Origin of the sequence: Frankia sp. ACN1ag (genome assembly GCF_001414035.1) — a bacterium.
Classification (GTDB): Bacteria; Actinomycetota; Actinomycetes; order Frankiales; family Frankiaceae; genus Frankia; species Frankia torreyi.
The window spans coordinates 26,103-50,974 of sequence record NZ_LJPA01000029.1; the positions used below are offsets into that span (position 1 = coordinate 26,103).

General features: G+C 70.6%; 14 protein-coding genes, 2 tRNA genes and 3 pseudogenes. 11 read left to right on the top strand and 8 right to left on the bottom strand.

Going from position 1 to position 24,872, the window contains the following annotated elements:
* Positions 1-3: 3 nt before the first annotated feature.
* From UK82_RS22935 to UK82_RS22950, 5 genes and pseudogenes are all read right to left on the bottom strand, one after another.
* Positions 4-720 carry a histidine phosphatase family protein gene (locus UK82_RS22935; protein ID WP_055409250.1) on the bottom strand — a complete coding sequence of 239 codons (717 nt, stop codon included), beginning with the start codon at positions 718-720 and terminating at the stop codon, positions 4-6.
* Between the two features lie 22 nt (positions 721-742).
* Positions 743-1,345: a TetR/AcrR family transcriptional regulator gene (locus tag UK82_RS22940; RefSeq protein WP_236706321.1), complete on the bottom strand. Its 603-nt coding sequence runs from the start codon at positions 1,343-1,345 to the stop codon at positions 743-745.
* An 85-nt stretch (positions 1,346-1,430) separates the two neighbouring features.
* The coding region (locus UK82_RS22945) for an MFS transporter (protein WP_236706322.1) at positions 1,431-2,640 on the bottom strand (1,210 nt) is incomplete at its 5' end.
* A gap of 1 nt (position 2,641) precedes the next feature.
* Positions 2,642-2,915, bottom strand: a pseudogene (locus UK82_RS39670) (MFS transporter); the annotation flags it as partial.
* 209 nt (positions 2,916-3,124) lie between these two features.
* Positions 3,125-4,531: an FCD domain-containing protein gene (locus UK82_RS22950; RefSeq protein WP_313949828.1), complete on the bottom strand. Its 1,407-nt coding sequence runs from the start codon at positions 4,529-4,531 to the stop codon at positions 3,125-3,127.
* 941 nt (positions 4,532-5,472) lie between these two features.
* Here UK82_RS22950 and UK82_RS22955 point away from each other — a divergent pair.
* Both UK82_RS22955 and UK82_RS22960 read left to right on the top strand, forming a co-directional pair.
* Positions 5,473-5,547 (top strand) — tRNA-Asp (locus UK82_RS22955).
* 51 nt (positions 5,548-5,598) lie between these two features.
* A tRNA-Phe gene (locus UK82_RS22960) sits at positions 5,599-5,672 on the top strand.
* 264 nt (positions 5,673-5,936) lie between these two features.
* Here the strand turns inward: UK82_RS22960 and UK82_RS33740 are convergent.
* The gene (locus tag UK82_RS33740) at positions 5,937-6,095 is read right to left on the bottom strand and encodes a hypothetical protein (RefSeq protein ID WP_161849156.1); all 159 of its coding nucleotides are present in this window, start codon (positions 6,093-6,095) and stop codon (positions 5,937-5,939) included.
* 622 nt (positions 6,096-6,717) lie between these two features.
* Here UK82_RS33740 and UK82_RS43105 point away from each other — a divergent pair.
* A pseudogene (locus UK82_RS43105) lies at positions 6,718-7,039 on the top strand (hypothetical protein); the annotation flags it as partial.
* Between the two features lie 1,591 nt (positions 7,040-8,630).
* Here the strand turns inward: UK82_RS43105 and UK82_RS39675 are convergent.
* Entirely contained in the window at positions 8,631-9,041 is a 411-nt protein-coding gene (locus tag UK82_RS39675; RefSeq protein ID WP_236706324.1) for a hypothetical protein, read from the bottom strand.
* A 648-nt stretch (positions 9,042-9,689) separates the two neighbouring features.
* On the opposite strand from UK82_RS39675, the gene UK82_RS39680 reads away from it, so the two are divergent.
* Positions 9,690-10,694, top strand: a 1,005-nt coding sequence (locus UK82_RS39680; RefSeq protein ID WP_255354339.1) for a beta-propeller fold lactonase family protein, incomplete at its 3' end; no start/stop codon positions are given.
* Positions 10,695-12,565: 1,871 nt separating this feature from the next.
* Positions 12,566-13,942: a hypothetical protein gene (locus UK82_RS33065; RefSeq protein ID WP_152989988.1), complete on the top strand. Its 1,377-nt coding sequence runs from the start codon at positions 12,566-12,568 to the stop codon at positions 13,940-13,942.
* A 276-nt stretch (positions 13,943-14,218) separates the two neighbouring features.
* Here the strand turns inward: UK82_RS33065 and UK82_RS33745 are convergent, their stop codons facing one another.
* Complete coding sequence (locus UK82_RS33745) at positions 14,219-14,362, bottom strand: hypothetical protein (RefSeq protein ID WP_157871712.1); 144 nt, start codon at positions 14,360-14,362, stop codon at positions 14,219-14,221.
* 342 nt (positions 14,363-14,704) lie between these two features.
* Between UK82_RS33745 and UK82_RS22975 the strand changes: the two genes are divergently transcribed.
* The 6 genes and pseudogenes from UK82_RS22975 to UK82_RS43120 form a co-directional block, all read left to right on the top strand.
* A complete protein-coding gene (locus tag UK82_RS22975) occupies positions 14,705-16,522 on the top strand; it encodes a fatty acyl-AMP ligase (RefSeq protein WP_055409213.1) in 1,818 nt (605 codons plus the stop codon).
* A gap of 61 nt (positions 16,523-16,583) precedes the next feature.
* Positions 16,584-17,045 (top strand): methylmalonyl-CoA epimerase, encoded by a 462-nt coding sequence (gene mce, locus UK82_RS22980; RefSeq protein WP_055409215.1) that lies wholly within the window; start codon positions 16,584-16,586, stop codon positions 17,043-17,045.
* On the top strand, positions 17,038-19,278 hold a 2,241-nt coding region (locus tag UK82_RS39685), incomplete at its 3' end, for a type I polyketide synthase (protein WP_236706327.1). The genes mce and UK82_RS39685, both read left to right, overlap by 8 nt.
* Before the next feature lies 1 nt (position 19,279).
* A pseudogene (locus UK82_RS43110) lies at positions 19,280-22,234 on the top strand (acyltransferase domain-containing protein); the annotation flags it as partial.
* Between the two features lie 65 nt (positions 22,235-22,299).
* Positions 22,300-24,162, top strand: coding sequence for a type I polyketide synthase (locus tag UK82_RS43115; protein ID WP_396230621.1), 1,863 nt, complete (start codon positions 22,300-22,302; stop codon positions 24,160-24,162).
* A 62-nt stretch (positions 24,163-24,224) separates the two neighbouring features.
* A partial coding sequence (locus tag UK82_RS43120) for a polyketide synthase (RefSeq protein ID WP_396230622.1) occupies positions 24,225-24,871 on the top strand: 647 nt, incomplete at its 3' end.
* Position 24,872: the final 1 nt, after the last annotated feature.

Genomic DNA, 24,872 nt, shown 5'->3' on the forward strand with positions numbered 1-24,872 from the left:
CGGTCAGCCCGCCCCGTCTGCGCGCACGCCCGCGAGGTGCGTCGCCGTGTTGAACTCGGCGAGCGTGAGCTGATCGCCGTCGCGGGTGAAACGGGTGATCCCGGCGTTACGGATCCCACCCTCGGCGGCGATCCGGCCCAGCTCCTCGTAGGAGAGCCCCTCGACGAGCTGGCGCAGCATGACCACCACGGCGTCGTGGGCGACGATGAGGACCCGCCGGTCGGCGTGGTCGCGGTGCAGGTCGGCCAGCAGCGAACCCAGCCGGCGGGCGATGTCGGGGAAGTTCTCCCCGCCCGGCGGGCGGTAGTCCCACTGCCCGGCCGCGCGCCGGCGTTCGGTCTCCGCGGGAAAACGGGCCTCGATCGCCGCCCTGGTCATCAGCTCGAACCGGCCCATCAGCCGGTCGACTAGCCGGTCGTCGATCACCGGCTCGGGCAGCGCCAGGCCCCCGCGCGCCGCCGCCTCGGCGGCGATCCCGTAGGTGCGGCGGGCCCGCAGGTAGGGGGAGCAGACGACGATCTCGGGCGGCTGGATGATCGGCGGGTCGGCGGCCAGTGCCCGGCCGAGCGCCGCGGCCTGCGCGCGTCCCAGCGCCGTCAGCTCGACGTCGGCGTCGCGCCCCGACACGCCCGCGTCGAGCCGCCCCGCCGCCCGCGCCGCCGGGAAGGCGACGTTCGCAACGCTCTGCCCGTGCCGAACCGCCGTGAGTTCGGCGACCAGACCCCCCACGCCCGCCCCCTGCTCAGGCGGCCGGCGCGGCCGGAGTGGCCGGAGTGGCCGGAGTGGCCGGCGGGCGGAAGGCGTCGAGGATGAGGCGGGTGAACCGCAGCCGGCTGTCGATGTCCTGCTGACCGGTCTCGACCAGGCGCTGGGCGCAGCCGCTCATCATCGTGCGAAGGTCGGCGGGGGTGACGTCGAGGCGCACCGCGCCGGCCCGCTGCGCACGGACGACCACCTGGTCGACGAGGGTGGTGATGCGGTCGATCTGGATCTCCGCGCTGGCCAGGGTCCGCATCCGCATCACGTCCTGGACCAGCCGGTTCGCGACGATCCGGTCGAACCAGCTCATGATCAACATCTCGAAGCCGGCTGCCGGGTCGGGGTCGTGTAGCGCGGTCGTGGCGATCGTGTCGAACCACCGAAGCTGGCGTTCGACGACGGCGGTCAGCAGCTCGTCGCGGCTGGGGAAGTTGCGGTAGACGGTCGCCTTACCGACGCCGGCGCGGGCGGCCACGTCCGGCACGGTCGCCGACAGTCCTAACTCCGAGAACACCTCGACCGCGGCCCGGACAACCCGCTCATGGTTACGCCGCGCGTCCGACCTGCGCATCTCGGACGTCGTCACGGCACCATTGGAGCACACGACGCCGCTACGGGCCCGGCCGCGGGAAGCGGTCGGGCCCGGACGGGCAAGCCGTTATGGGCGGAGGTCAGCCGCCGGTGGTGGCGCCGGCGGTGGCGCCGGACTGGGCCGGGATCGTCGAGATCTGCGGGGTGGACGCGACGGCGGCGGTGGACCGCGCGTCGTGCCGGCCGTGACGCAGGCCGGGCAGGGTGAGCGCGGCGAGGCCGGCGACGAGGGCGACGACTGCCGAGACCGCGAACGCCGTCTGGTAGGCGTCGGAGGTCGGCAGCCCGGTGGCGTCGGCCTGGGAGACGAGGATGCTGGCGCAGATCTGCGAGCCCAGCGACGCGCCGACCGAGCGCAGCAGGGTGTTCACCCCGGTGGCCTCGCCGGTCTTCTCGGCGGGGACGGCGTCGACGATGAGGTTCGGGATGGCCGCGAAGACCATCCCGATCCCGCCGAACAGGACGATGCACTCCACGATCAGCGTGCCCTCGGAGCCCGGGACGCCGGCGAGCAGGACCAGCCCGACCGTGGCGAGCAGACTGCCGGTGAACAGCGCCGCCCGACCGCCGAAGCGCTGGCTGATGACCGTGGCCAGCGGGCCGGTGACCAGCATCATCAGGGCGCCGGGCACCATCAGCAGGCCGGCGGTCGTGGCGCTCGCGCCGAAGCCGTAGCCGCTGGCCTTCGGCGTCTGGGCCAGTTGGGGGATGAGCAGGAAGGCGCCGAACATCCCGAACCCGACCAGCAGGGTCGAGATGTTGGTGGTGAGCACCGAGCGCCGGGCGAGGATGGCCACGTCGATGAGCGGCTCGGCCTGGCGCCGCTCGAAGGCGAGCAGCCCGGCGAGCACGATGACGCCGCCGATGATCATGCCGAGGGTCGTCGGGCTCGTCCAGCCCCAGCTCTTACCCTGGCTGATGGCCAGCAGCGGCAGCGCAAGGCCGACGCTGAGCAGCAGCGTGCCGATCACGTCGATGCGGCCGGGGACGCGGGTGGGCGATTCGGGGATCAGTAGCTGGGAACCGACGGCGGCCAGGGCGGCCATCGCCGCGCCGCTCCAGAAGATCCAGTGGTAGGTGGCGTGGTCGACGAACAGTCCGCCGAGGACCAGGCCGAGCCCGCCGCCGAGACCGGTGATCGCGGAGATCAGCCCGATCGACACCGAGCGCTTCTCCACCGGGAACTCGTCGCGGATGATGCCGAAGCACAACGGGAAGATGCCGCCGCCGGCGCCCTGCAGGATCCGTCCGACGATCACCAGGGGAAGCTGGGTCGCCAGCGCCGCGATCNCCCCGCCGAGCGCGAAGATCGCCAGGGACACCACGAGCATCCGCCGTTTGCCGAACATGTCGCCGAGCCGGCCGATGATCGGCGTCAGCACGGCGGCGGCCACCAGGTAGCCGCTCATCGTCCAGGTGACGTTGCTGACGGACGAGTCCAGCTCGCGAGCCATGTCCGGGATCGCCGGGGCCACGGTCGTCTGCGCCAGGGCGAACGACATCGCGGCCAGCAGGAGGACGGTCAGGGTGCGCCCGGGCTTCGGGCGCGGTTCAACCACGCTCATGGTGCTCCTTGGGTGCTCCGCATGCGGGTCCGGCGCGTCGACGTCACCGGCGGAAGAAGGGCGGAAAACGGACTTGGTGAGTCCACATACTACGTGGACTCAACGAGTCCGTTTCGCGCTGCCACGCCAGGAGCCCCATAACGTCGGTCACAAAGCCCTGCCACCATCGGGCGGCCCGGAAGCGAGGGCGGCCCGGAAGCGAGGGCGGCTCAGCGCGACCAGTCGCTGAGGGCTTCCAGGTGTCGCCGCATCCGGTGCCGGGCGAGCCCGCGGTCGCCGGCGATGATGGCGTCGATGATCGCCCGGTGCGCTGTCCTGGCTTCACACACGGGCTGACCGCACCCGTCGGCCGCCGGTTCGCCGCCGCCGACCGCGGGGGTGGGGCGGGAACTGTCGACGTGCCGCCGCCAGATCGCCGTCAGCACCCGGACGAACGACGCCAGCGCCTCGTTGCCGGTCAGCCGGGCCAGCTCCATGTGCAGGTGATGCCCGGCGTCGACGGGGCCCGGCGTCTCGCCGGCATCGGCGTCAAGCAGCGCGGAGAGCCGGGCGGTGAGCTCGGGCCCGCGGCGTTCGATGAGGATGTCGACGCAGCTCAGCTCCAGCGCGTCGCGCACGATCCGCAGATCGTCGACGCTGGCCTGGCTGTACTCCAGATACAGCGCGGTCGCCTCGACGGTCGCCGCCGGGTCGGGCTCGGTGACGACCAGGCCGCCGCCGGGGCCGCGCCGCATCTGTGCCACCGAGTGGTATTCGAGCAGCCGGACGGCCTCGCGCAGCACCGCCCGGCTCACCCCGTAACGGGCCAGCAGCTCGCTCTCCGAACCGATGACCACCCCCACGGGAACGCCGTCGCGCGCCACGTCGTCGCGGATGCGCCCCGCGACCGTCTCGGCGAGCTTGCCCGCTGGCATCGTCCCGCCCGGGCCCGATCCCAGGCCCGGCGCGCGGGGCCGGATCCGCCGCCCGCCCGCCCGCGCGACTGGGCCCTCACCGGCGACTGTGCCCTCGCTTATGGCTGTGCGCTCGCTCATGGCTGTGCGCTCGCTTGCGGCCGTGCCCTCGTATCCGGCCCGGTCCGAGCCGTCGGCAGCGGTCGGCGCGGTCATCCACTCGTACATGGCCTCCAGGTGCACCGCCGCGAGGTGCTGGGCGCGGGCGGCGTCCCCGCCGATCACGGCCTCGGCGATCGCGGCGTGGTTGCGGTGCACCTCCTCGGCGACCTGGGCGCGCCGCGCCGGTGAGGCGCTGCTGCGGGTCGTGGCGTACTGGTGGGCGGCGTAGCGGAAGGTCAGCGAGTTGAGCACGTCGACAAACAGCACCAGCACCGGGTTGCCGGTGGCCGCCGCGATCGCGTGGTGAAGCTGGTGGTGGGAGCCGAACTCGGTCGGGTCCGCCTCCTCCCGCCGGGAGATGATCTCGCGCAGGGTGCGGATGCCGTCCTCGGTGATCCGCGCCGGGGCGAGCGTGGCGGCCAGCGACTCCATGATGAACCGCGCCCGCAGGATCGACTCGATCGTGACTCCGACGTACTCCAGGTAGACGCCGAGCGCGGTCGTCACCGCCACCTCGTCCGGCGCGCGGACGATGAGACCGCCGGACGGCCCCCGGCGCATCGTCGCCACCTGGTGGTGCTCGACGATCCGTACGGCCTCCCGGAACACCGCCCGACTCACCTTGTAGCGCTCGATCAGCGTTGGCTCGGAGCCGATGACCGCGCCGACCGGCCAGCCCNCACGGACGATGTCGTCCTCGATCCGCCAGGCGACCTGCGCCGCGAGCTTGCCACGGGCGTCACCTCGCGGGGGATGCCTGACACTGATGGCCGGGCCGCGCGCCGACTCCACGAGCCTGTCCGTGGAGGGCATCGCCGTCGGCCTCCTCCCCAGGATGTGGCATGACGCGACGGGATGGCGCCGCACCGAACCGGGCCGGCTCCGGTCGACGGGGCCGGCGAGCGGAACGGGCATCTCGCCCAAGCTGCCGTCGTACACGCTTGGATGTCCAAGGATATGCGTGCTGGGACACGCCCGGGAGTGCCCTCCGGAACGCGCCGGCCGCTTTGGGTAGCCCGAACGGGGGTGCCCACGCCCTTCCGCGCGGCCGGGGTGCCGGGGATCCACCTGCGGTTAAACACCAGATCCGGGGTCATCGGCCCGGCGGCGGTGGACGACCTGCCACCCGGCGCAGAGGACACTCCATCGCCTCTCCTGGTGGCTCTCCCCGGCCCGATCATGGCCCGAACGGGCACCCCGGCGAACCCGTCCGTGTGGTGCCTGCCGGCCGGAGTACTCGATCGCTCGCGTCCGGCGGCTGTCTGCCGTGCCCGTCCGGCGACTCTTCGCCGCGCCCACCCCGCGACTGTCTGCCACGCCCGCCCGGCGCGTCGTGCTCAGGTAGCGCCCGGCGAGTGCTCGGGTGCTGGGAGCGTTGGGCAAGAATCCACCGCCCCCACCGGTTCCGCTCGGCCTGCGGTCGTGTAGCATGACCTCCAGATCCTGACGGACCGCACCTCACGGGCCGCCAGGACGACAACTGAAGATCGCTGTAAGAGCATGGTCCCGTGGTGAAGTCTGGAGTTCACGCCGCCCTGTCAAGGCGGAGGTCGCGGGTTCGAATCCCGTCGGGACCGCGTTCGTATGACCGGAAGCACGTTTCGGCTCCTACGATCCCGCACAGCCCGGGGCAGGTAGCTCAGTCGGTACGAGCGTCCGCCTGAAAAGCGGAAGGTCGGCGGTTCGACCCCGCCCCTGCCCACTCGATCCTGATCCTGCCTGCTCACCGCCCTGGGGGCGGTTTCGCCGGTGGGATCTCGTTATGTCTGCCGGGGGGGCCGAGCCCCCCCGACCCCCCCACGTGGCCTGGGATTCTCGGCTGGTTGGGGGACGCTGGCCGGTGTGGGTGGATTCGGCCTTGGGCGCGTTTCTGACGGCGACTCGTTCTCCGCGGGGCGGAATGTGGGTCGCACCTCAGGGATTGTTCAGTACTTTCTGTATGGGTCGCTCAGGCTGGTATTCCACATCAACTCGCCAAGGCGTCACCCCGGGCGCGACGCTGGGCGTGGGCGTGGGCGTGGGCCATGCCGACCAGGAAGCGGGCGTGGCGTTCCGGGGAGAGGCCGGTGGTGTCGGTCCGGGCGGCGCGGTCGAGTGCGTCATTCGCGTCGCCCAGATGGATCATGAAGTATCGATCACAACAAACCACCGCCAGTCACAACAACCGTCGCGGCCACTGCGAGCCGTCGAAACCACCCCGAGGCTGTGGCCGGCCGCCGCGTTCACCGAACTCGCAACTGCTGTCTGACCGGCGGCCACCGTGGCCGGTGGCATGTCTCGCTTCCTCGCTTCTTCGGGACGCAACACCGCCCGTCCAGATGCCTGCGCCGGAAGGGGATCTCGCGCTGCTCGGCAGCTGAAAGGGTGCGGAAGGGCAGCCGCATCTGCCGCATCTGCCGCGCCGGCACCCGGACCAGCTCGTGAGGAGCCTCCGCCGATCGCGCCACCATCCCCTACGCGCCGCGCATACGCCCAGCTCCCCTGCGTGGAAGCCGCGTCCACGCCGCCCCTTAAAAGGGACGAAACAGATAATTTGGACAATTGATCAGCGTCCCGCACCTTCCTCGCTTCAAATCGGCGCGAGGGACCGTAAGTTTCGCGTAGAAGCGGTCTATAGTCGCCGATAGCTCCGCATCTGCGGGTCTTGTGCAGCGTCGCACACCCTGCGTTACATGTGCGGAAGTTGTCATCCCCGGTGCGGACGGGCACAGCTGCCCGCATCGCGCACCCCTGACGCGAAGGTTGACGTGAGATCACATCTGTCCGTGCGTACGCGCACAGCGGGAACGGCACTGCTCCTGGGCACCGCGCTTGCGGTGGCCTTCCCGGCTGCGGCATACGCCAACACCGTGGGCGTCACGGTGAAATCACCCGGGGCTACCAGTGGTCCCGCAAACCCCAACTCCGAGATCTCGACCCACGCGGACTGCAGTAGCGGCCTGATCTCCGGCGGTGGGATCAACCAGGCCACCGGCACCGGCAACGGCAACCATGTGATGGGCACCTCGCCCAGCCCCGACGGCACCACCGAATACACCGGTTCCACCGGGGTTGTCGGCACCGACGTGANGCACTGGCTCGGAATCGGCGGAAGCGGCGGCCAGGCCGACAGTTCCTTCTCCACCACCCCCTTCGCGGTGTGCTTCACCAGCAACCTGATCAACCACACCCAGGTAGTCATGAACAAGACCAACGCACCCACCACCGGGTCGACGGTGGGCCTGGTCACCGCGATCTGTCCGGCGAACACGGTCCTGCTCGGCGGCGGCGCGCGCGCCACCCCGGCCAGTGTCGGCAACTTCAAGCCGATCGCCAGCTTCCCCACCTTCAACAACTCCGCACATGACTACGGCCAGAAAGCCGCGGCCGACGGCGAGACCAACCCGAACGCCTGGACCGCCGTCGGGTGGGCCAACGGCACCAACAGCACCAACGAGACCTACGCCTACGCGATCTGCAGCGGAAACAGCATCAACATCAGCGGCGTCACCGTCAAAGTCCACTTCAGCGAGGCGAGCGGCCCGACCACGGGGAACACAGGTCAGAAGAAGACAGTCAACTGCCCCAGCGGGGACGGGAAACTGATCAGCGGGGGCGCCGCCATCAGCGGAGGCAGCGTGACGACGACCGACTTCACCGGACCGGGCTCAGGCGGCGACCACCTTAACGGAAGTTTCCCCAGCGACTCGAGCGGCAACCCGGTCAGTGACGGGACCACCACGGCGGCGTACTGGACTGCCTTCACCCATACCGGGGGTACCAGCTCGCCGAGCACCTACTCCGACGTCTGGGCGCTGTGCGCCAACGACGGAATCTGAGGACACCTGTAACCCCGGTCCGCGGGCGACCGCGGCACCGAGCAGGGCCCGCCCGACGTTTCGTCACCTGACGAAACGCGGTTTCTGTAACACCCACAGCGGACAGGTGGTCCCGGTGCCGCGCGCCGGGACCACGAAACTGTGCGGGTAGACAGCCGGGTGCGGTGAAGAAGATCGTGGGCAGGAAACGCGGGGGCCCGCGGTGCTGGGCGACCCCACGATTCTGCGTGGACTGTGGAACGGACCTTCGGCCGGTTGATTTCCTATCGCCGCCGCGCGACCACGAAACCCTGCCCACCGCTCCAAAGAAATGATCCACGTTGTGGCGGTCAATATCATGGCTCGCCGCTTCGCCGGCACATCAACCCCGACCTGGCAAGAAGCGGTTCGGGACCCCGGAACCCCCGTTCCGGGGAGCATAGCCAAGAGGGTGTTTGGTCTTGGGGTTTTTGTTTGGTTCACGAATAGGCCGCCAGAGGGGGCTGATCGTCATACGTAATCGTCGTGTATTCGCGTGGTCTGTTTCGGTGCTAGGCGTTGTGCTGAGTATGGGGCTGACCGGTTGCCTGCCAGCGGCGCCCTCGTCGGGCGCCTCTCCGGAAAAGGCCTGTGGGAGCTCAGGCGTCCTCGACAAGAAGACCTGTACCTACAGCACGGTCGGGTCGGACACCTTCACCGTGCCCAACGGCGCAAAATGGGTCGAGATCACGGTGGTCGGCGCCCAGGGCGGGCATTACTTTGTTGCCGGTGACGCCAGCCATGGCGGCTCGCCGGTGGGTGATATCACCGGCCGTCCGGGTGGGGGCGGCGGCCAGGCGTACGGCGTGATAGCGGATCTGTCCTCAGGTCAGGTTCTGCAGGTCGATGTCGCCGGTAAGGGTACTGACGGCACGGCGGCGAGCCGGTCTGGCGGAAAGAACAACGGACCCTCCGGGGGACAGGGCGCCGTGGGGGGCTTCGGCGGCTCCAACGGCGGTGTGACAGGCGGTAAGGGGGACGCCGCCGGGGCTGATGGTGGGACCGCGCCCCTCAACGGTGGCAACGGCGCCGGTGGCGGCGGTTCCTCGGATGTACGGATCGCGGCTGCTGGCTGCGCGACGTTGACGTGCGCTCTGGCGGACCGGGTACTGGTCGGTGCGGGCGGCGGCGGAGGCGGCGGCACTGGTGGCCAGGGCTACGCGCTGGGCGGTGCCGGCGGCGCCGGTGGCGGTACTGCCGGCGCGGCCGGTGGTGCCGTCGTCGATGGTGGCCACCCGGGGACTCCTGGGGGCGGTGGAACCCCGACCGCAGGTGGGACCGGGGGGCTCAACGCCGGGCGGCACGCGACTCCGCCTCCGCCCGATCTCAACGATCCGCGCTTCGGCGGTGATGGCACCGATGGCCGCTCCGGGGCAGGCGGCGCCGGGGGCGTGGGAAACCAGGCCTGCCTGGGTGTGCACAACCCGCCCTGCCGGAACCCCGATGATCAGGATGCGGGCGGTGGCGCCGGTGGCGGCGGTGGTGGTGGGTACTTCGGCGGTGGTGGCGGCTCGGGAGGCGGTGGCCTCACGATCGGTGGCGGCGGGGCAGGTGCCGGTGGGGGCGGGGGAAGCTCCTTCGCCGCCCCCACGGTGAGCTCTGTCGCCCTGACCGCTGGTGTCAACGCCGGGACCGTCAACAAGGGCGACGGCGAGGTCGTCATCACGTGGGGTTCCTCGAAGGACCCCAAGCCCACGCAGCCGTCCACGCCTCCGACATCGACACCCACTCCGACACCCACACCGAGCCCCACATCGAGTCCGAGCGCACCGCCAGGCCCTGCTCCGAAGCCGGCAGCAGCCAACGCCTATGTGATCAACAATTTCGGGAACACGGTCACCCCGATCGACGTGACGACCAATACGGCCGGTGCCCCGATCCGGGTGGGTGCAAGCCCCAGAGGGCTTACGGTCACACCTGATGGCAGGACCGTCTATGTGACGAACCGGGCCGACAACACGGTGACGCCGATCGATGTGGCCACCAACACCCCTGGTGCCCCGATCCCGGTCGGTCAGTTCCCGTTCGGGGTCGCAGTGACTCCCGACGGCCGGACCGCTTACGTGGTGGACAACGCCAGCGACGACGTGACGCCGATCGATGTGGCCACCAATACTCCCGGTGCCCACATCCCGGTCGGGGACGACGCACACTACGTCGCGATCACCCCCGATGGCAGGACCGCCTACGTCACCAACGCCGCAAGTAACACGGTGACGCCGATCGATGTGGCCACCAATACTCCCGGCACACCGATCCCGGCCGGGAACAACCCGCAGGGAATTGCGATCACGCCCGACGGCAAGACCGTGTACGTCACGGACAACGCCGACGCTGCCAGCGCCACCGTGACGCCGATCAATGTGGCCACCAACACCCCCGGCACACCGATTCCGGTCAGCGACCGCCCGGTCGGGATCGCGATCACGCCCGATGGCCGAACCGTGTACGTCACCAATGAGCGTGACGCCGTGGTAACGCCGATCAATGTGGCCACCAACACCCCCGGCACTCCCATCTCCACCGGCGGCCTCGAACCGTTCTACATCGCGGTCACGCCGGACGGCGTGGCCGCCTATGCGGTCAACCGCGACAGCGACACGGTGACGCCGATCGACGTGGCCAGCAACACCGCCGGCACCCCGATCCCCGTCGGTGACCGGCCGGTGGGGATCGCGATCAGCGCACCACCGAAGGCCGTACCGCCCCCGCCGGTGTGCGGGACGACCGGTGCGCTGTCCGGGACGACGACGATGACCTGCACGTATCACACCAGCGGATCGGACACCTTCACGGTGCCCGCGGGAGTGAGCTCGGTCGAGGTCGTGGTGACCGGCGCCCAGGGCGGGCACTACTTCATCGCTGGTGACGCGGCGCACCCGTCCCCGNCAGGGGACATCACCGGGCGTCCCGGAGGCGGCGGTGGCCAGGCGTCCGGGACACTGACGGGGCTGAAGGACAACCAGGTCCTGCAGGTGGACGTGGCGGCCAAGGGCGCCAACGGAACCGGGGCCTCGCGCTCGGGCGGAATGAGCAATGGCCCGTCCGGCGGATCGGGAGCACTCGGCGGGTTCGGCGGGTCCGACGCCGGCGTGCGAGGCGGGCCTGGTGATGGCTCCGGTGCGAACGGCGGAACAGCGTTCAACGGTGGTAACGGCTCCGGCGGCGGCGGTTCCTCCGACGTCCGCGTGGCCGCGGCGGGATGTGTCGCACGGAAGTGCGACCAGTCCACCCGGGTGCTGGTCGGTGCCGGCGGAGGCGGCGGCGGCGGCGTCGGTGGGCAGGGCAACGCGCTCGGCGGAGCCGGGGGTGCCGGCGGCGGTGACGTCGGCGCCGACGGCGGGTCGACCGTCGATGGCGGTAATGCCGGACTCCCGGGCAAGGGCGGCACCCAGACCACCGGAGGCGCCGGAGGGCTGAACGCGTGCCGGCACGGTGCTGGGAATCCCCCGAGCACCGACCCGCTGACCGATCCGCGCTGCGGCGGGGACGGTACTGAAAGCACGTCCGGTGCCGGCGGTGCCGGGAACCTGCCCTGCACCGGAGCGCACACCCCGCCCTGCCTGGACCCGACCGCCACCACGTCCGGTGGTGGCGCGGGCGGCGGCGCGGGCGGCGGCTACTTCGGTGGTGGCGGCGGCTCCGGTGGCGGCGGCACCTTCGGCGGCTACGGTGGCGCCGGTGGCGGTGGCGCGGGCGGGAGCTCGTTTGCCGCGTCGACCATCGAGAACCCCGTCCTGACCACCGGGGTCAACGCGGGCACAGTCAACGACGGCAACGGTGAGGTCACGATCACCTGGACTTCTCCCGGTATCGCGGCTCCGGCGTCGATCTTGACCGCCACCCCGATCCCGACCCCGACCCCGGCCTCAACCCCCATACCGACCCCCACGCCCACACTGGCCCCGAAGCCCGACCAGACGTAGGCGAACCCTCAGAAGTAGCGCACGCAAGCAGAGCAGAACCCTGCGCTCGGCCGGTGATCGACTCGGTCACCGGCCGAGCCAGCGTTCGACTCGTTATGTCTGCCGGCGGGCCGAGCCCCTGAACCTCCCGCGTGGCCTGGGTGCTCGGCTGGTCGGGGGCCGCTGGCCGGTGTGGGCGGATTCGGACTTGGTCGCGTTCCTGACGGTGACTCGTTTTCCGCGGGGCGGAATGTGGGTCGCACCTCAGGGATTGTTCAGCACTTTCGCTATGGGTCTCTCCGGCCGGTCGGTATTCCGCATCGCCTCGCCAGGGCGCGAAGCGTCTGGTCGGAGCGCAGACTAAGCTTCTGAAGAAGATCGTGGACGAGGGTCCGAACCCGCGGGTGATCATAGATCTGTTCGGGGGGCACCTGCTCCGCCTTCAGCAGCGCGGCCATGGCGTCACCCGGGGCGCGGCGCTGCGCGTGGGCGCGGGCCACGTCGTAGCGCACCACGGAGCCATCGGCCGTTCCGCCGCTGCGTGAACGGCAGATACCTGACCATTCCAAACCACGTAACACTAGGCAGAACCCCAACGGCCGGACCAGTCGCGCTACCATGCTTCGGCTCCGCGAGTTCGTTTTCCTCGACTGGCAAGCCCACGACCTGCGACTTCACGCCAGAGATCTCCACCGTGTGCCCACGCACCGCGGGACCCGGGTTGCAGGACACTCTTGTCGCTTCCAGGAGACGGGTCGTCGATAAGCGGCCCTCAGTGCCCGTCTCTTCAGGTCAGCGGAGGGCGTCTGAACCCAGCGAGAGAGGAGATGATCAGAGGGGCTACGATCACGCGCATGCGGGACGGCTCTGAAGATGTGCCCACCGGTGATGCGGACCCCGTTCCGGACGAGCCGTCGGGTGATGCGGATCCCGTTCCGGACGAGCCGTCGGGTGATGCGGATCCCGTTCCGGACGAGCCGTCGGGCGACGGGCGGCCCGCCTTGTCCGCACTTCGGCGGATCGTCAGCGAAGGCTCCGCCCGGTTTTGGACGGTGGTGGGGGGCATATGTGCGGTCTTGGCGCTGGTGCTGACTCTGATAACGATCTTGCCTCACGGTGAGGATGTAGTCCGCACGCAAGCGGTTCCAGCACCTGCCGACCTTCGAGTCGTAGGATTCTCGTTGGCTGATCCGACTTCCGTGGACGCTGACGTCCTCAGCGGAGGAGATCCAACTCCCGCCGCAGGAACTTCGATCAAGTCATCGACGATAGATCTCACGCTTGAGAACATGGGTGATTTCCCGGCACTCATCACCTCTGCAACGCTTACTTTCCACTATCAACAGCGAGTGGCGGACTGTCGCCAGTCGGGAGGTCCTGTGACGATCTCCGGCAGCTATTCAATCAAGGTGCCGAGCCAGGTGCAGAAGGTGCCTTTCTCGGTCGCTCGACCAATGAATTTTGAGGTGAAGCCCAAGGCGTTGGATCGGATGACTATTACGCTCGGCCCGCAAGAGCTTGGCGAGACGGAGCACTGGCTGTACGACTTCGACCTCGTACTTCGCACGCGCGACGGCCAGTCAATCCCGGCCGGACGAGCGTCGGTCATGTCGCCGCCGGGGGAACCCGCGAACGTGAGCGAGGTGAACGTCGGCACGCCCGGCGGGGCTTACGAACAAGAATGTTTGAAGCGTGTACAAACGCAGCTAGCGCACCTTGGTGGGACCCGTGCCGCGGAGCTGAATACGCTTGCGGATTACATCAACCAATTCGTTCGGCCAGGCTCACCGAGTTCCTGGAGGTGTGCCGATAAGCTGCCAGGAGTTGTTCCTACGAACCTGATTTCCGCTTGTTTTCGGTATTCGCACTGGACGATCGAAGCGGAACTCCGCTATCTGGAACCGCCGACGCCCGCTCTGATCGCGCTGGAACTCGGCAGTCCGGATGGGGGTCTACCGTACACGCTTGACATCCGGACGCAGCAAGGTGCTGCTATCTCTCTAGATGGCCCAAGTCGCACGACACCCTACGGATACTCCGAATTGGGTGGCAGCGTCGAGGGAAAATTGAATGGCAATTCTATTCGGTTGTTCATAGCGTTGGCGAAATCATTTGCGCAGAAGTCCTTCTCCGTCTCGGTCTGGGGCCGCACATATGGGAGTCCTACCTATGGCGGCAGCCTCGTTGACCACGCGACCGCGCCGATGGATCTGTTCTTCGGTAGCCGGTAGCCGGTAGCCGGTAGGAACGTCCGAGCGCCCGGCGGACCTGGCGGAGTCCGCAGCCTGCTACGCGGTCAGCCCGGTTGCGGCAGTCATCTCCCAGCAACACTGGTCGTGGCCAACGTCACCCCGTAGAACCGGGGGCGCGGACTGCTCCTGCCAGACCCGACCCGCTGCTCCAACCCAGCCAGCGCGCCGCGTTCCCGGTCGACCCGCCGAAGTCGGCGACGGCCCGGTCGACCCAGGAATCCAACGCCTCGCCCGCGGCCGGCCGAACGATTGCTGTCAACCGCGGTTGCGGCGGCGGGGCACCAAGCGGATCTCCGGGCAGGCGGCGCCGAGCAGCTTGACCAGCGTGTTCTCCTGTATCGCACGCCGAGCGCGGGCCGGCGGGCCGGCCGTGTTCGGCTCGGCGACCACATCCAGCACCAATCACGCCGGATGCGGCACGAAACGTGCCAGATGTCCGGATCGCGGACATTTCTATATGTCTACCGACAAGTAGACGCAGCCGCCCACACCGTACCGGGCGATACGTCTTTGTCGTCCGGTCACCATCCCAGCAAACAGGCGACTGTAGCACGGGCGCGTGCTGGGACGTGGCCGAACAAAGCGAATAGTCAACCGATTTTCGGTAAAGCAACGTGAAAATTGGGGGTACAGGCATTAATGCCCGTTGACGTCGCTGTTTCGGGGTTCTACGCTGGCGTCTCCGCAGGCCGTTGGCCGTAGCGTCATCCACCTCCGAGTAGCCGAGAGGTTGCTGCCGAGATGAGTTTCACCGAGCACTTTCGCCGAAACGTCGAAAAACACGGCGACAGGCAGGCGGTGGTCTTCGTCCGCGACGACGCGAGCGGGGAGCCCGACTCCCGTACCTATCGCGATCTGGATCTGCGTGCCAGAAAATTGGCCACCTGGCTGAACGCGCAGGCCGAGCAGGCCGCGCAGGCCGGGGACGGTACGGGCGGACATCGTCCGGTGCTGCTTCTCTACCCGCCGGGAATAGATTTCCTGGAGGCGTTCTTCGGCTGCCTTTACGCCGGTGTCGTGGCCGTCCCGGCACCGGTTCCCGCTGACCCGCGGAGCTTCACCCGGGTGACGGGGATGGTCGCCGATGCCGGCGTCGGTTACTTGCTTACCACCTCCGACCTCGTGGAAACGATCGAGGCACAGTTGCGCCAGGCGGGTTTCGCCGACCAGGTGACCTGCGCGGCGACGGACGCCGGTCTGTCGGGCGACGCGGCGGGCTGGTCGATGCCCGAATTGTCCGCGGAGTCCCTCGCCTTCCTGCAGTACACCTCCGGGTCCACCAGCGAGCCGAAGGGGGTGATGGTGACGCACGGCAATCTGCTGCACAACCAGGCGGAGATCCAGCGGATCAACGCGACCGGTCCCGACACGATCCTCAGCAGCTGGCTGCCGCACTTCCACGACATGGGGCTGATCGGCATGCTCCTGCATCCGCTGTACCTCGGCGGGAAGTCCGTCTTTCTCTCGCCGATCGCCTTCCTGAAGCGCCCCTGGCGGTGGATGGACATGCTGAGTCGGTATCGGGCCACAATGACCTGCGCGCCGAACTTCGCCTACGACATGTGCGCGCGCAAGGTTCGGGACGAACATATCGAGACGCTCGACCTGTCCGCACTCGTCAGCACGCTGAACGGGGCGGAGCCGGTCCGTGCCGAGACCCTGGACCGGTTCGCGGAGCGATTCAGCCGAGCGGGTTTCCGGGCGAAGAGCTTCGCGCCCTGCTACGGCATGGCGGAAGTGACGCTGATCGCATCCGGCGGCGGCCCGGACGATGCGCCGGTCGTCCGTGCGTTCGACGCTCGGGCGCTGGAGCGCAACGAGGCGGTTCCCGCGACCGCGGCGGGCTTTCAGCGCCTGGTGAGCAGCGGCCGACCCGGGACGCTGGACCTGCGGATCGTTGATCCCGAGGATCGGACGGTTCTGGGAGAGGGACGGATCGGCGAGATCTGGATCCGCGGCGGCAGCGTCGCGGCCGGCTACTGGAACCGTCCGCAGGAGACGGCGGAGACGTTCGGCGCCCACACCTCGGACGGCACGGGCCCCTTCCTGCGGACCGGTGATCTCGGGTTCTCCCTCGACGGAGAGCTGTTCGTGACCGGCCGGCTCAAGGACGTGCTGATCATCAACGGCCGCAACATCTATCCGCAGGACATCGAACACGTTGTTCGCGAGCTGCATCCCGCTCTCGCCGGGGGCGGGGGCACCGGAGCGGTCTTCTCCGTCGACCTCGGTTTTGAGCACATCGTGGTCGTCCACGAGGTCCAGAGCAGCCTGCTGGGCGAGACCACGCTGCCGGAGCTGGCGGCCCGGATCCGGGTGGCGGTCTCCCGCTCCTTCGAGATCGCGGCGCCGAGCGTGCTGCTGACCGGCCGCGGCAAGGTTCGGCGCACGACCAGCGGCAAGGTGCAGCGTCGGCTGATGAGAACCCTCTTCATGACACCGGGCGCGCTGCCGGCGCTGCACGAGCAGATCGACCCGGCGCTGCGCGCGCTGCGGGCGCCCGGCGACGACCGGAGCGGTGAGAAGGCGCTGGCGGCCGCCGAGGGCACGACTCCCTGACGTCGAGGGCGCGGCAGCGGAAAACGCGCCCTCTGTCGATGTCCATTCCGCCGTCTCGGATATGAACGGAGCCCGGGTGAAGGGAATAGGTCTGCGCCGCATCGACCACGTCGGTGTGGCGGTCGCCGACCTCGACGAGTCCATCGAATTGTACGAGCGCGTTTTCGGCATGCGTTGTCTGCACATTGAGGACAACCCCGAGCAGGGCGTGCGCGAAGCGATGCTGGCGGTCGGCCCCGGCCCGACGGACGGGTGCGTGCAGCTTCTCGCCCCGCTATCGCCGGATTCGACGATCGCGCGGTTCCTGGACCGCTCCGGACCTGGTATTCAGCAGGTCGCGTACACAGTCGACGACATCGAGGCGGCAAGCGCCGAGCTGCGTTCGCGGGGCGTCCGGTTGCTCTACAACACGCCCCGGCGCGGCACGGCGGGCGCACGGGTGAATTTCGTGTTCCCGAAGGATGTCGGCGGCGTGCTTATCGAGCTGGTGGAGCCGGCTCCTCCCGGGACCGTTGATGCCTGACGGCGGAAAGAGCGAGGCGATGCCCGGCGCGGCCGGCGGCGCGGCTCACAAGGCGCAGATCGTACGGTGGCTGACCGACGAGATCGCCGATCGCCTTCAACGGCCGCCCGAGTCGGTGGACGCGAACGTCCCCATGGTGGACTTCGGCCTGGACTCGGCGGATCTGATCGGTTTGCTCGGTGGACTCGAGGACCTGCTCGGGGCTGACCTGGAGGCGACCCTCGCGTGGGAGCATCCGACGATCGCCGCGCTGGCGGACCACGTCGGCTCTCTCACCGCCCCGGCAGGGGGAGCCGACGAGCACGTCCCCACGGCGGACCCGGCGGGCGAGACGGACCCGGCAGACCCGGCGGGCGAGACGGACCCGGCGGACGACGCGGGCGACGCCCGCGCGCGCTGGGGCGTGTCCCGGGAGCCGATCGCGATCGTCGGGATCGGTTGCCGCTTCCCCGGCGGCGCTGACGGCCCCGAATCCTTCTGGCGGCTGCTGCGCGAGGGACGAGACGCGGTGACCGAGGTCCCCGCGGACCGATGGGACGCGACGGCCTTCGAGAAGATCACCACGCGCTGGGGCGGTTTCGTCGACGGCATCGACCGGTTCGACCCGCACTTCTTCGGGATCTCCCCGCAGGAGGCGGCGCGGATGGACCCGCAGCAACGGCTGCTGGCCGAGGTCGCCTGGGAGGCCCTGGAGGACGCAGGCGTCGTCGCCGACCAGCTGGCAGGCTCCTCGACCGGGGTCTTCGTCGGCGTCGCGACGAACGACTACGGGCGGCTCCAGTTCGATGATCTGGCGGGGATCGATGCCCATGCGGGCACGGGAAGCGCGCTGAGCATCGCGGCGAACCGGTTGTCGTATCTGTTCGACCTGCGCGGGCCGAGCCTGGCCGTCGACACCGCCTGCTCCTCCTCTCTCGTCGCCGTCCTGCAGGCGTGCGCGAGCCTGGCGAGGGGGGAGTGCTCGCTGGCACTCGCCGGCGGGGTGAACGCCATCCTGTCACCGGCGATCGCCATCAATTTCAGCAAGGCCGGCGCCATGGCGGCCGACGGCCGGTGCAAGGCCTTCGACGAGCGAGCCGACGGCTACGTGCGCTCGGAAGGCGCGGGCATCGTCGTCCTCAAGCCGCTGCGCCGGGCGATCGCGGAGGGGGACCGGATCTACGCGGTCGTCCGCGGCGGCGCCGTCAACCAGGACGGCCGCAGCAACGGCATCATGGCGCCCAACCCCCAGGCCCAGGAGGCGGTGCTGCGCGCCGCCTACGCCGACGCCGGGGTGGCGCCCGGGCGGGTGCACTATGTCGAGGCGCACGGCACCGGGACGCTGCTCGGCGACCCCATCGAGGCCAAGGCGCTCTCCGCGGTCCTGCGCGCCGACCGCGACCCGGGTCTGCCCTGCCTCATCGGGTCGGCCAAGACGAACCTCGGGCATCTGGAGGCGGCGGCCGGCGTCGCGGGGCTGATCAAGGTAGCGCTGATGGTCCGGGAGCGGACCGTCCCGCCGAGCCTGCACTACGAGCGGCCGAACCCGCACATCCCCTTCGACGACCTGGGCCTGCGAGTGGCCGACACGATACGGCCGTGGCCGTCACCGGACCCGGCCCTGGCCGGCGTGAGCTCCTTCGGTTTCGGCGGCACCAACGCGCACGTCGTGGTCGAGCAGGCACCGAGGCCCGAACCTGCCCAGGCTGCGGCCGCCGTCCCGGACGAGCGGTCGGCGGACAGCCAGCCGCAGGTGCTGACCGTCTCGGCCCGCAGTGCGCAGGCGCTGCGGGAACTCGCCGGACGGTACGAAGAACTGATCGCCCGGCGGGACGAGGGCCTTTCCCTGCCAGCCTTCTGCTCGGCCGCGGCCCTACGGCGATCGCACCACGAGTTCCGGATGGCCGGCGTCGGCACGACGTGGGCGCACCTGGGCGAGGCCCTCGCCGCGTTCCGGGACGGTGCGCAGCGGCCCGGCCTGTCGTGGGGCGGACGGCACGTCGGCGGCAACCCGAAGCCGGTGTTCGTGTTCTCCGGCCAGGGCCCCCGCTGGTGGCCGCTGGCCCCCGACCTCCTCGACGGCGAACCCGTCTTCCGCGAGGTGCTGGAACGCTGTGACGCGGCCCTTCGGCCGTACACGGACTGGTCCCTGCTCGAACAGCTGACGGCCGGCGCCGGACAGTCCCGGCTCGGTGACGCGGCCGTCGGCCAGCCGGCGCTGTGCGCCGTCCAGGTGGGGCTGGCGGCGCTGTGGNGGTCGTGGGGCGTCGAGCCGGCCGCGGTCGTCGGCCACAGTGTCGGCGAGATCGCGGCCGCCCATGTCGCCGGGGTGCTGACCCTCACCGACGCTCTGCGGATCACGCTGCGCCGTGGTGAGGTGCTGCGCGGCGCGGCCGGCCGGGGCCGGATGGCCATGGCCGGGGTCTCCGACACCGAGGCGCGACGGTTGCTCGCCGAGCTGGACTCGGGACCGGTGTGGGTGGCCTCGAGCAACGGGCCGGACTCCACGGTGCTGTCCGGGGAGGCCACTGCGGTCGAGAGGACGGCGGCGGCCCTCGACGCGGCCGGCGTGTTCTGCCGGGTTCTCGAAGCGGTCGACTTCGCCTCACACTGCCCGCTGATGGATCCGCTGGCGGACGAGTTCCGGCGCCTGCTGGCGGGCCTCGAAGCCGTTCCGGCCGCGATCCCGATGATCTCGACCGTCACCGGGGAGCGCGTCGGAGGCACCGAACTCGACGCCGGGTACTGGGCGGCGAACCTGCGCCGCCCGGTGCTGTTCGACCGCGCGATCACCGGCCTGGTGGACGTCGGTCACGACGTGTTCGTGGAGATCTCCCCGCAGCCGATGCTCGGCGCCGCGGTGTCCGAGCGCATGTCGCACCAGCGGGCGGACGGCGTGGTGGCGGCGTCGCTGCGGCCCGGCACCCCGGGCCGCGAGAGCATGCTCGCCGAACTCGGCCGGCTCTACACGGCGGGATTCCCGGTCGACTGGAGGAGAATCCATGGCGCGGCGGCGCCGATGGTCACCCTTCCGACCTATGCATGGCAGCGGGAGCGGTACTGGTTCGACGACGGGCGCCGTCGCCGGCGCCGTTCCGCGCACGCCGGCCACCCGGTGCTCGAAACGCACCTGCGGTCCGCCACCGGGGCGGGTGCCCACCACTGGTCCGCGACCGTCGACCTGGCCGGGTTCCCCTACCTCGCCGACCACCGCGTGGCGGGAAGCGTCGTCCTGCCCGCCGCGATGCTGCTGGACGCGGCGCTGGCGGCATCGAGGGAGGTGCTCGCGCAGAGCCGGACGGTCCTGGCGGACGTCAGGTTCGAGCGGATGACGGTGGTCCCCGAGACCGCCGCGGAGGCGACGCTCCAGCTCGTGCTCTTTCCGCAGGCCGCCACCGCGGGCACGTTCCAGATCTTCACCCGTGGCGGCGGACCCGGTGACACCGACTGGACTCAGGTCGCCGACGGCAGATACCGCGACCCGGACGGCGGCAGCGGCCCGGACGGCGGCAGCGGCCCGGCCGCGTCCGCCGGCCGGCCGCAGGAGACGCCGGCGGAGATCCGGCGGCGCTGCACGCGGCCGGTGGACTGCGACGAGCACTACGCGGCGCTGAACCGGGCCGGCCTGCAGTACGGCCCGGCGTTCCAGGGGATCCAACAGATGTGGCAGGGGGAACGGGAGGCTGTCGCGCGCTTGCGGGACCTGGCCGACCTGGCCGACCTGGCCGCGGACCCCGATCCGTACCTGGTGCACCCCGCGCTGCTCGACAGTTGCCTGCAGGTCCTGGCGGCCACGGTCGGGGCGCAGCCGGACGAGGCCACCTACCTGCCGGTCGCCGCCGGCCAGGTCACCCTCTACGCCGAACGTACGGTTCCCCGCTGGGCGCATGCCACGGTCTGCGCGGACGGGCCGCAGACCGGCGCGGGCGAGCTGCGCGGCAGCGTCGCGCTCTTCGGCGAGTCCGGCGAGCCGGTGGGGAAGGTCGACGAGATCGCTCTGCGCCGGCTGGGCGGCGCCGCGCCGGACCCGGTCGGTGACGCGCTGTTCGAGGTCGGCTGGCGCGAGCTGCCTGAGAACACCGACCTCGCCGACCCCGCCGGAGCCGACGTGGCCGGCTGGTGGCTGCTGTTCACCGACGAGACCGGAACGGGCGAATCGCTTCGCGGCGCGCTGCGTGCCCGCGGCGTCGAGTGCGTGACCGTCACCGCCGCCGACGGCTGGCGCAGGCCGGCCGACGACCGGTACGAGATCGATCCGCTCGCCCCGGAGGACTTCGCCGCCCTCCTCGCGGACCTGCGCGGCACCAGGCCGGTGCCCTGCGCCGGAGTGCTGTACGCGTGGAGCCTCGACGCCCCGCCCGCCGAGGGCGGCGACGTGCTGGCTGGCGGCGACGTGCTGGCTGGCGGCGGCGCACTGGATGGCGTGGCGCTGACTCGGGGCGGCGAGGAGCCGAGGGCGATCTCGCTGCTGCACCTCGTGCAGGCGCTCGTCCAGCAGGACCGGCCCGGCGCGACGGCGCCACGGCTCGTGGTGGTGACGCGCGGGGCGCAGCGGGTGGGACGGGAGGAGGCGGCTGCGGCGCTCGGCCAGGCGCAGGTCTGGGGCCTGTCCAGGGTGATCGCGCTGGAGCACGGCGAGCTCCGTCCCCTGATCGTCGATCTGGATCCGGCCAGCGCGGCGGACGCCGCCGAGTCCACCGCGCTGCTCGCCGAGCTGTCGCGGCAGGACGGCATCGGGCAGCTCGCGCTGCGCGCGGGCAGACGGTACGCGCCGGAACTGCGGCCCGCCAGCCCGCCGGCCGAGACGGACCTGACCTGGCGGGAGCGGCCGTATGTCCCGGCCCGGGACGCCAACCTGCGGGTTCTGGCGACGCGCCCAGGGATTCTCGGCAGCCTGAGACCCACGCTGTCCGAACGCACCCCGCCCGGCCCCGGGGAGGTGGAGATCGAGGTCAGCGCGGCCGGTCTCAATTTCAACGACGTCCTCAAGGCCATGGACATCTGCCCCGGGGTGCCACCCGGCATCGCCCCGCTCGGCGGCGAGTGTGCGGGCACGGTGGTCTCCGTCGGGGAGGGCGTCGGCACCTGCCGGGTCGGCGACCGGGTGATGGCGGTCGCGCCGTCCAGCATGGCGGCCTTCGTGACGACCAGGGCCGAGCTGGTGGCGCCCAGCCCGGCGGACCTGCGTGACGCCGAGGCCGCCGCGATTCNGATCGCCTTCCTGACCGCCGTCTACGGGCTGGAGTATCTGGCCAGGCTCCGCGCGGGCGAGAAGGTGCTCATCCACTCGGCGACCGGCGGCGTCGGCCTGGCCGCCCTGCAGGTGGCCCGGCGGCGCGGCGCGGAGGTCCTCGCGACGGCGGGCACGCCGGAGAAACGGGAGCTGCTGCGTTCCCTCGGCGTCGAGCACGTGATGGACTCGCGCTCGCTCCGGTTCGCCGACGAGGTCATGGACGCGACCGCCGGCCGGGGCGTCGATGTCGTGCTCAACTCGCTGACCGGGGAGGCGCTGACCCGAAGCCTGGGTCTGCTCGCGCCGAACGGCCGGTTCGTCGAGATCGGCAAGCAGGACATCTACCAGGACAACCACCTGGGGCTCGGCCTGCTCCGCCACAACCGTTTCTTCTTCGCCCTCGACCTCGAACGGTCCTTCGCCGAGCAGCGGGAGCTGATCGCCGAACTGCTCGCCGAGATCGTCCGGGGCTTCGAGGGCGGCGAGTTCGACGCGCTCCCGGTGACCATCTTCGGCTATGCGCAGGCCCCGGACGCCTTCGCCCACATGGCGCAGGCCCGGCACATCGGCAAGGTCGTGCTCCGCCCGGAGGGGACCGAGACGGTCGCCGTCCCGCCCGGCCGCCGCGCGATCCGCAGCGACGCGACCTACCTGATCACCGGTGGGCTCGGGGCGCTCGGCCTGGAGACCGCGAAGTATCTGGTGGCACAGGGCGCCCGCCAGCTGATGCTGCTGGGCCGCAGCGTGCCGTCGGCGGCGGCCCAGCGGGTGATCGAGGACCTCGCCGCCCGGGGGGCCACGGTCGAGACCCGCGCCGTCGACGTCGCGGACCCCGGCGACCTCGCCGCGGTCCTGAAGGAGATCGACGCCTCGATGCCGCCGCCGGCCGGAGTCGTGCACGCGGCCGGCGTGCTCGACGACGGACTGCTGATCCACCTGGACCGGGAGAGGTTCCGCACGGTGACGGCGGCGAAGGCGGCCGGCGCCTGGCACCTGCACCGCCTCACCGCCGACCGGGACCTGGACTTCTTCGTCCTGTTCTCCTCCGCCGCCGCGCTGCTCGGCTCGCCGGGCCAGGGCAACTACGCCGCGGCCAACGCCTTCCTGGACTCCCTCGCGCAGTACCGCCACGCACGGGGGCTGCCGGCGCTGAGCATCGACTGGGGTCCCTGGTCGGACATCGGGCTCGCGGCCCGACCCGACCGCGGCGGCGCGCTCGCGGGCCAGGGCCTGCTCAGTATCAGCCCCCGGGACGGCATCGACGCCCTCGACCGGCTGCTGGGCGTCCCCGTCCCCCAGGTCTGCGTCCTGCCGTTGGACCGCGGACGGCTCCGGGCGGCCGCCGAGGACGGTTCGCTGCCAGGTCTGCTCGCCGGCGTCATCGGCGCCTCGGCCGGGACGGCGGGTGGCCCGCAGCGGTCGGGCGAGATCCGCCGGAGGCTGCTGGCGGCTCCGCCCGGACGATTCCGCCGCGCGGTCCTCGTGGCGCACTGCACCGAGGTGGCGGCCCAGGTGCTCAGGCTCGACGCGGCGCGCGTCGATGTCACCGCGCCGCTGGCGGCCATGGGCTTCGACTCGCTGATGTCGCTCGAACTGCGCCGACGGCTGGAGACGTCGCTGCAGATCGAGCTGCCCGCCACCGTCGCCTGGCGGTTCCCGACCATCGACGCTCTGGTGCCGTTCCTGGCCGACCGCCTGGAGATCGACCTGGCGGCCGGACCGGAGGTCACCGCCCCGCCCGCCACCGCGGGAAGGGCCCCCGGCCCCGGGCTCGCTCTCTACGACGAGCCCGATCTCGACGATGTCCCCGATCTCGACGGTGTCCCCGATCTCGACGACGTCCCCGACGGCGACGTCGAGGCGCTGCTGCTGGCCAAGCTCACGCAGATCGACGAAGGAAAATGATCATGACCTCCGTGAACGAGGCGCCTTCCTCGGCCGACACGCTGCGGCGTGCCTACCGCACGATGGGGCGGCTGCAACGCCGGGTCTCCGAGCTCGAGGCGGCCGAGCGGCGTCACGCCGAACCCATCGCGATCATCGGCCTCGCCTGCCGGTTCCCCGGTGGGGCCGTCGACGCCGAGACCTACTGGGGGGTTCTTCGCGACGGGATCGACGCGGTCGGCGAGGTCCCGCCGGACCGGTGGGACGCCGATGCGTTCTACTCGAAGGAGCCTCGCCGGCCGGGCCGGATGAACACCAGGTGGGGCGGCTTCCTCGATCGCATCGACGAGTTCGACCACGAGTTCTTCGGTATCTCCCGGCGCGAGGCCGTCGCCATGGATCCCCAGCAGCGGCTGTCTCTGGAGGTCGCCTGGGAGGCGCTGGAGAACGCCGGACAGGCACCGGGTGAGCTGGCCGGCAGCCGCACAGGCGTGTTCATGGGGGTCTGCAGCAACGATTTCGGCACCGAGACCTTCCGGCTGCCACGTGACATCACGGCCTACGCCAGCACCGGAACCGCGCACAGCATGGTCACCGGCCGGATCTCCTACACGCTGGATCTCAGGGGACCCAGCGAGGCGATCGACACCGCCTGCTCCTCGTCTCTCGTCGCCGTCCACCATGCCTGCCAGGGCCTGCGCTCGGGCGAGTGCGACCTGGCGTTGGGCGGN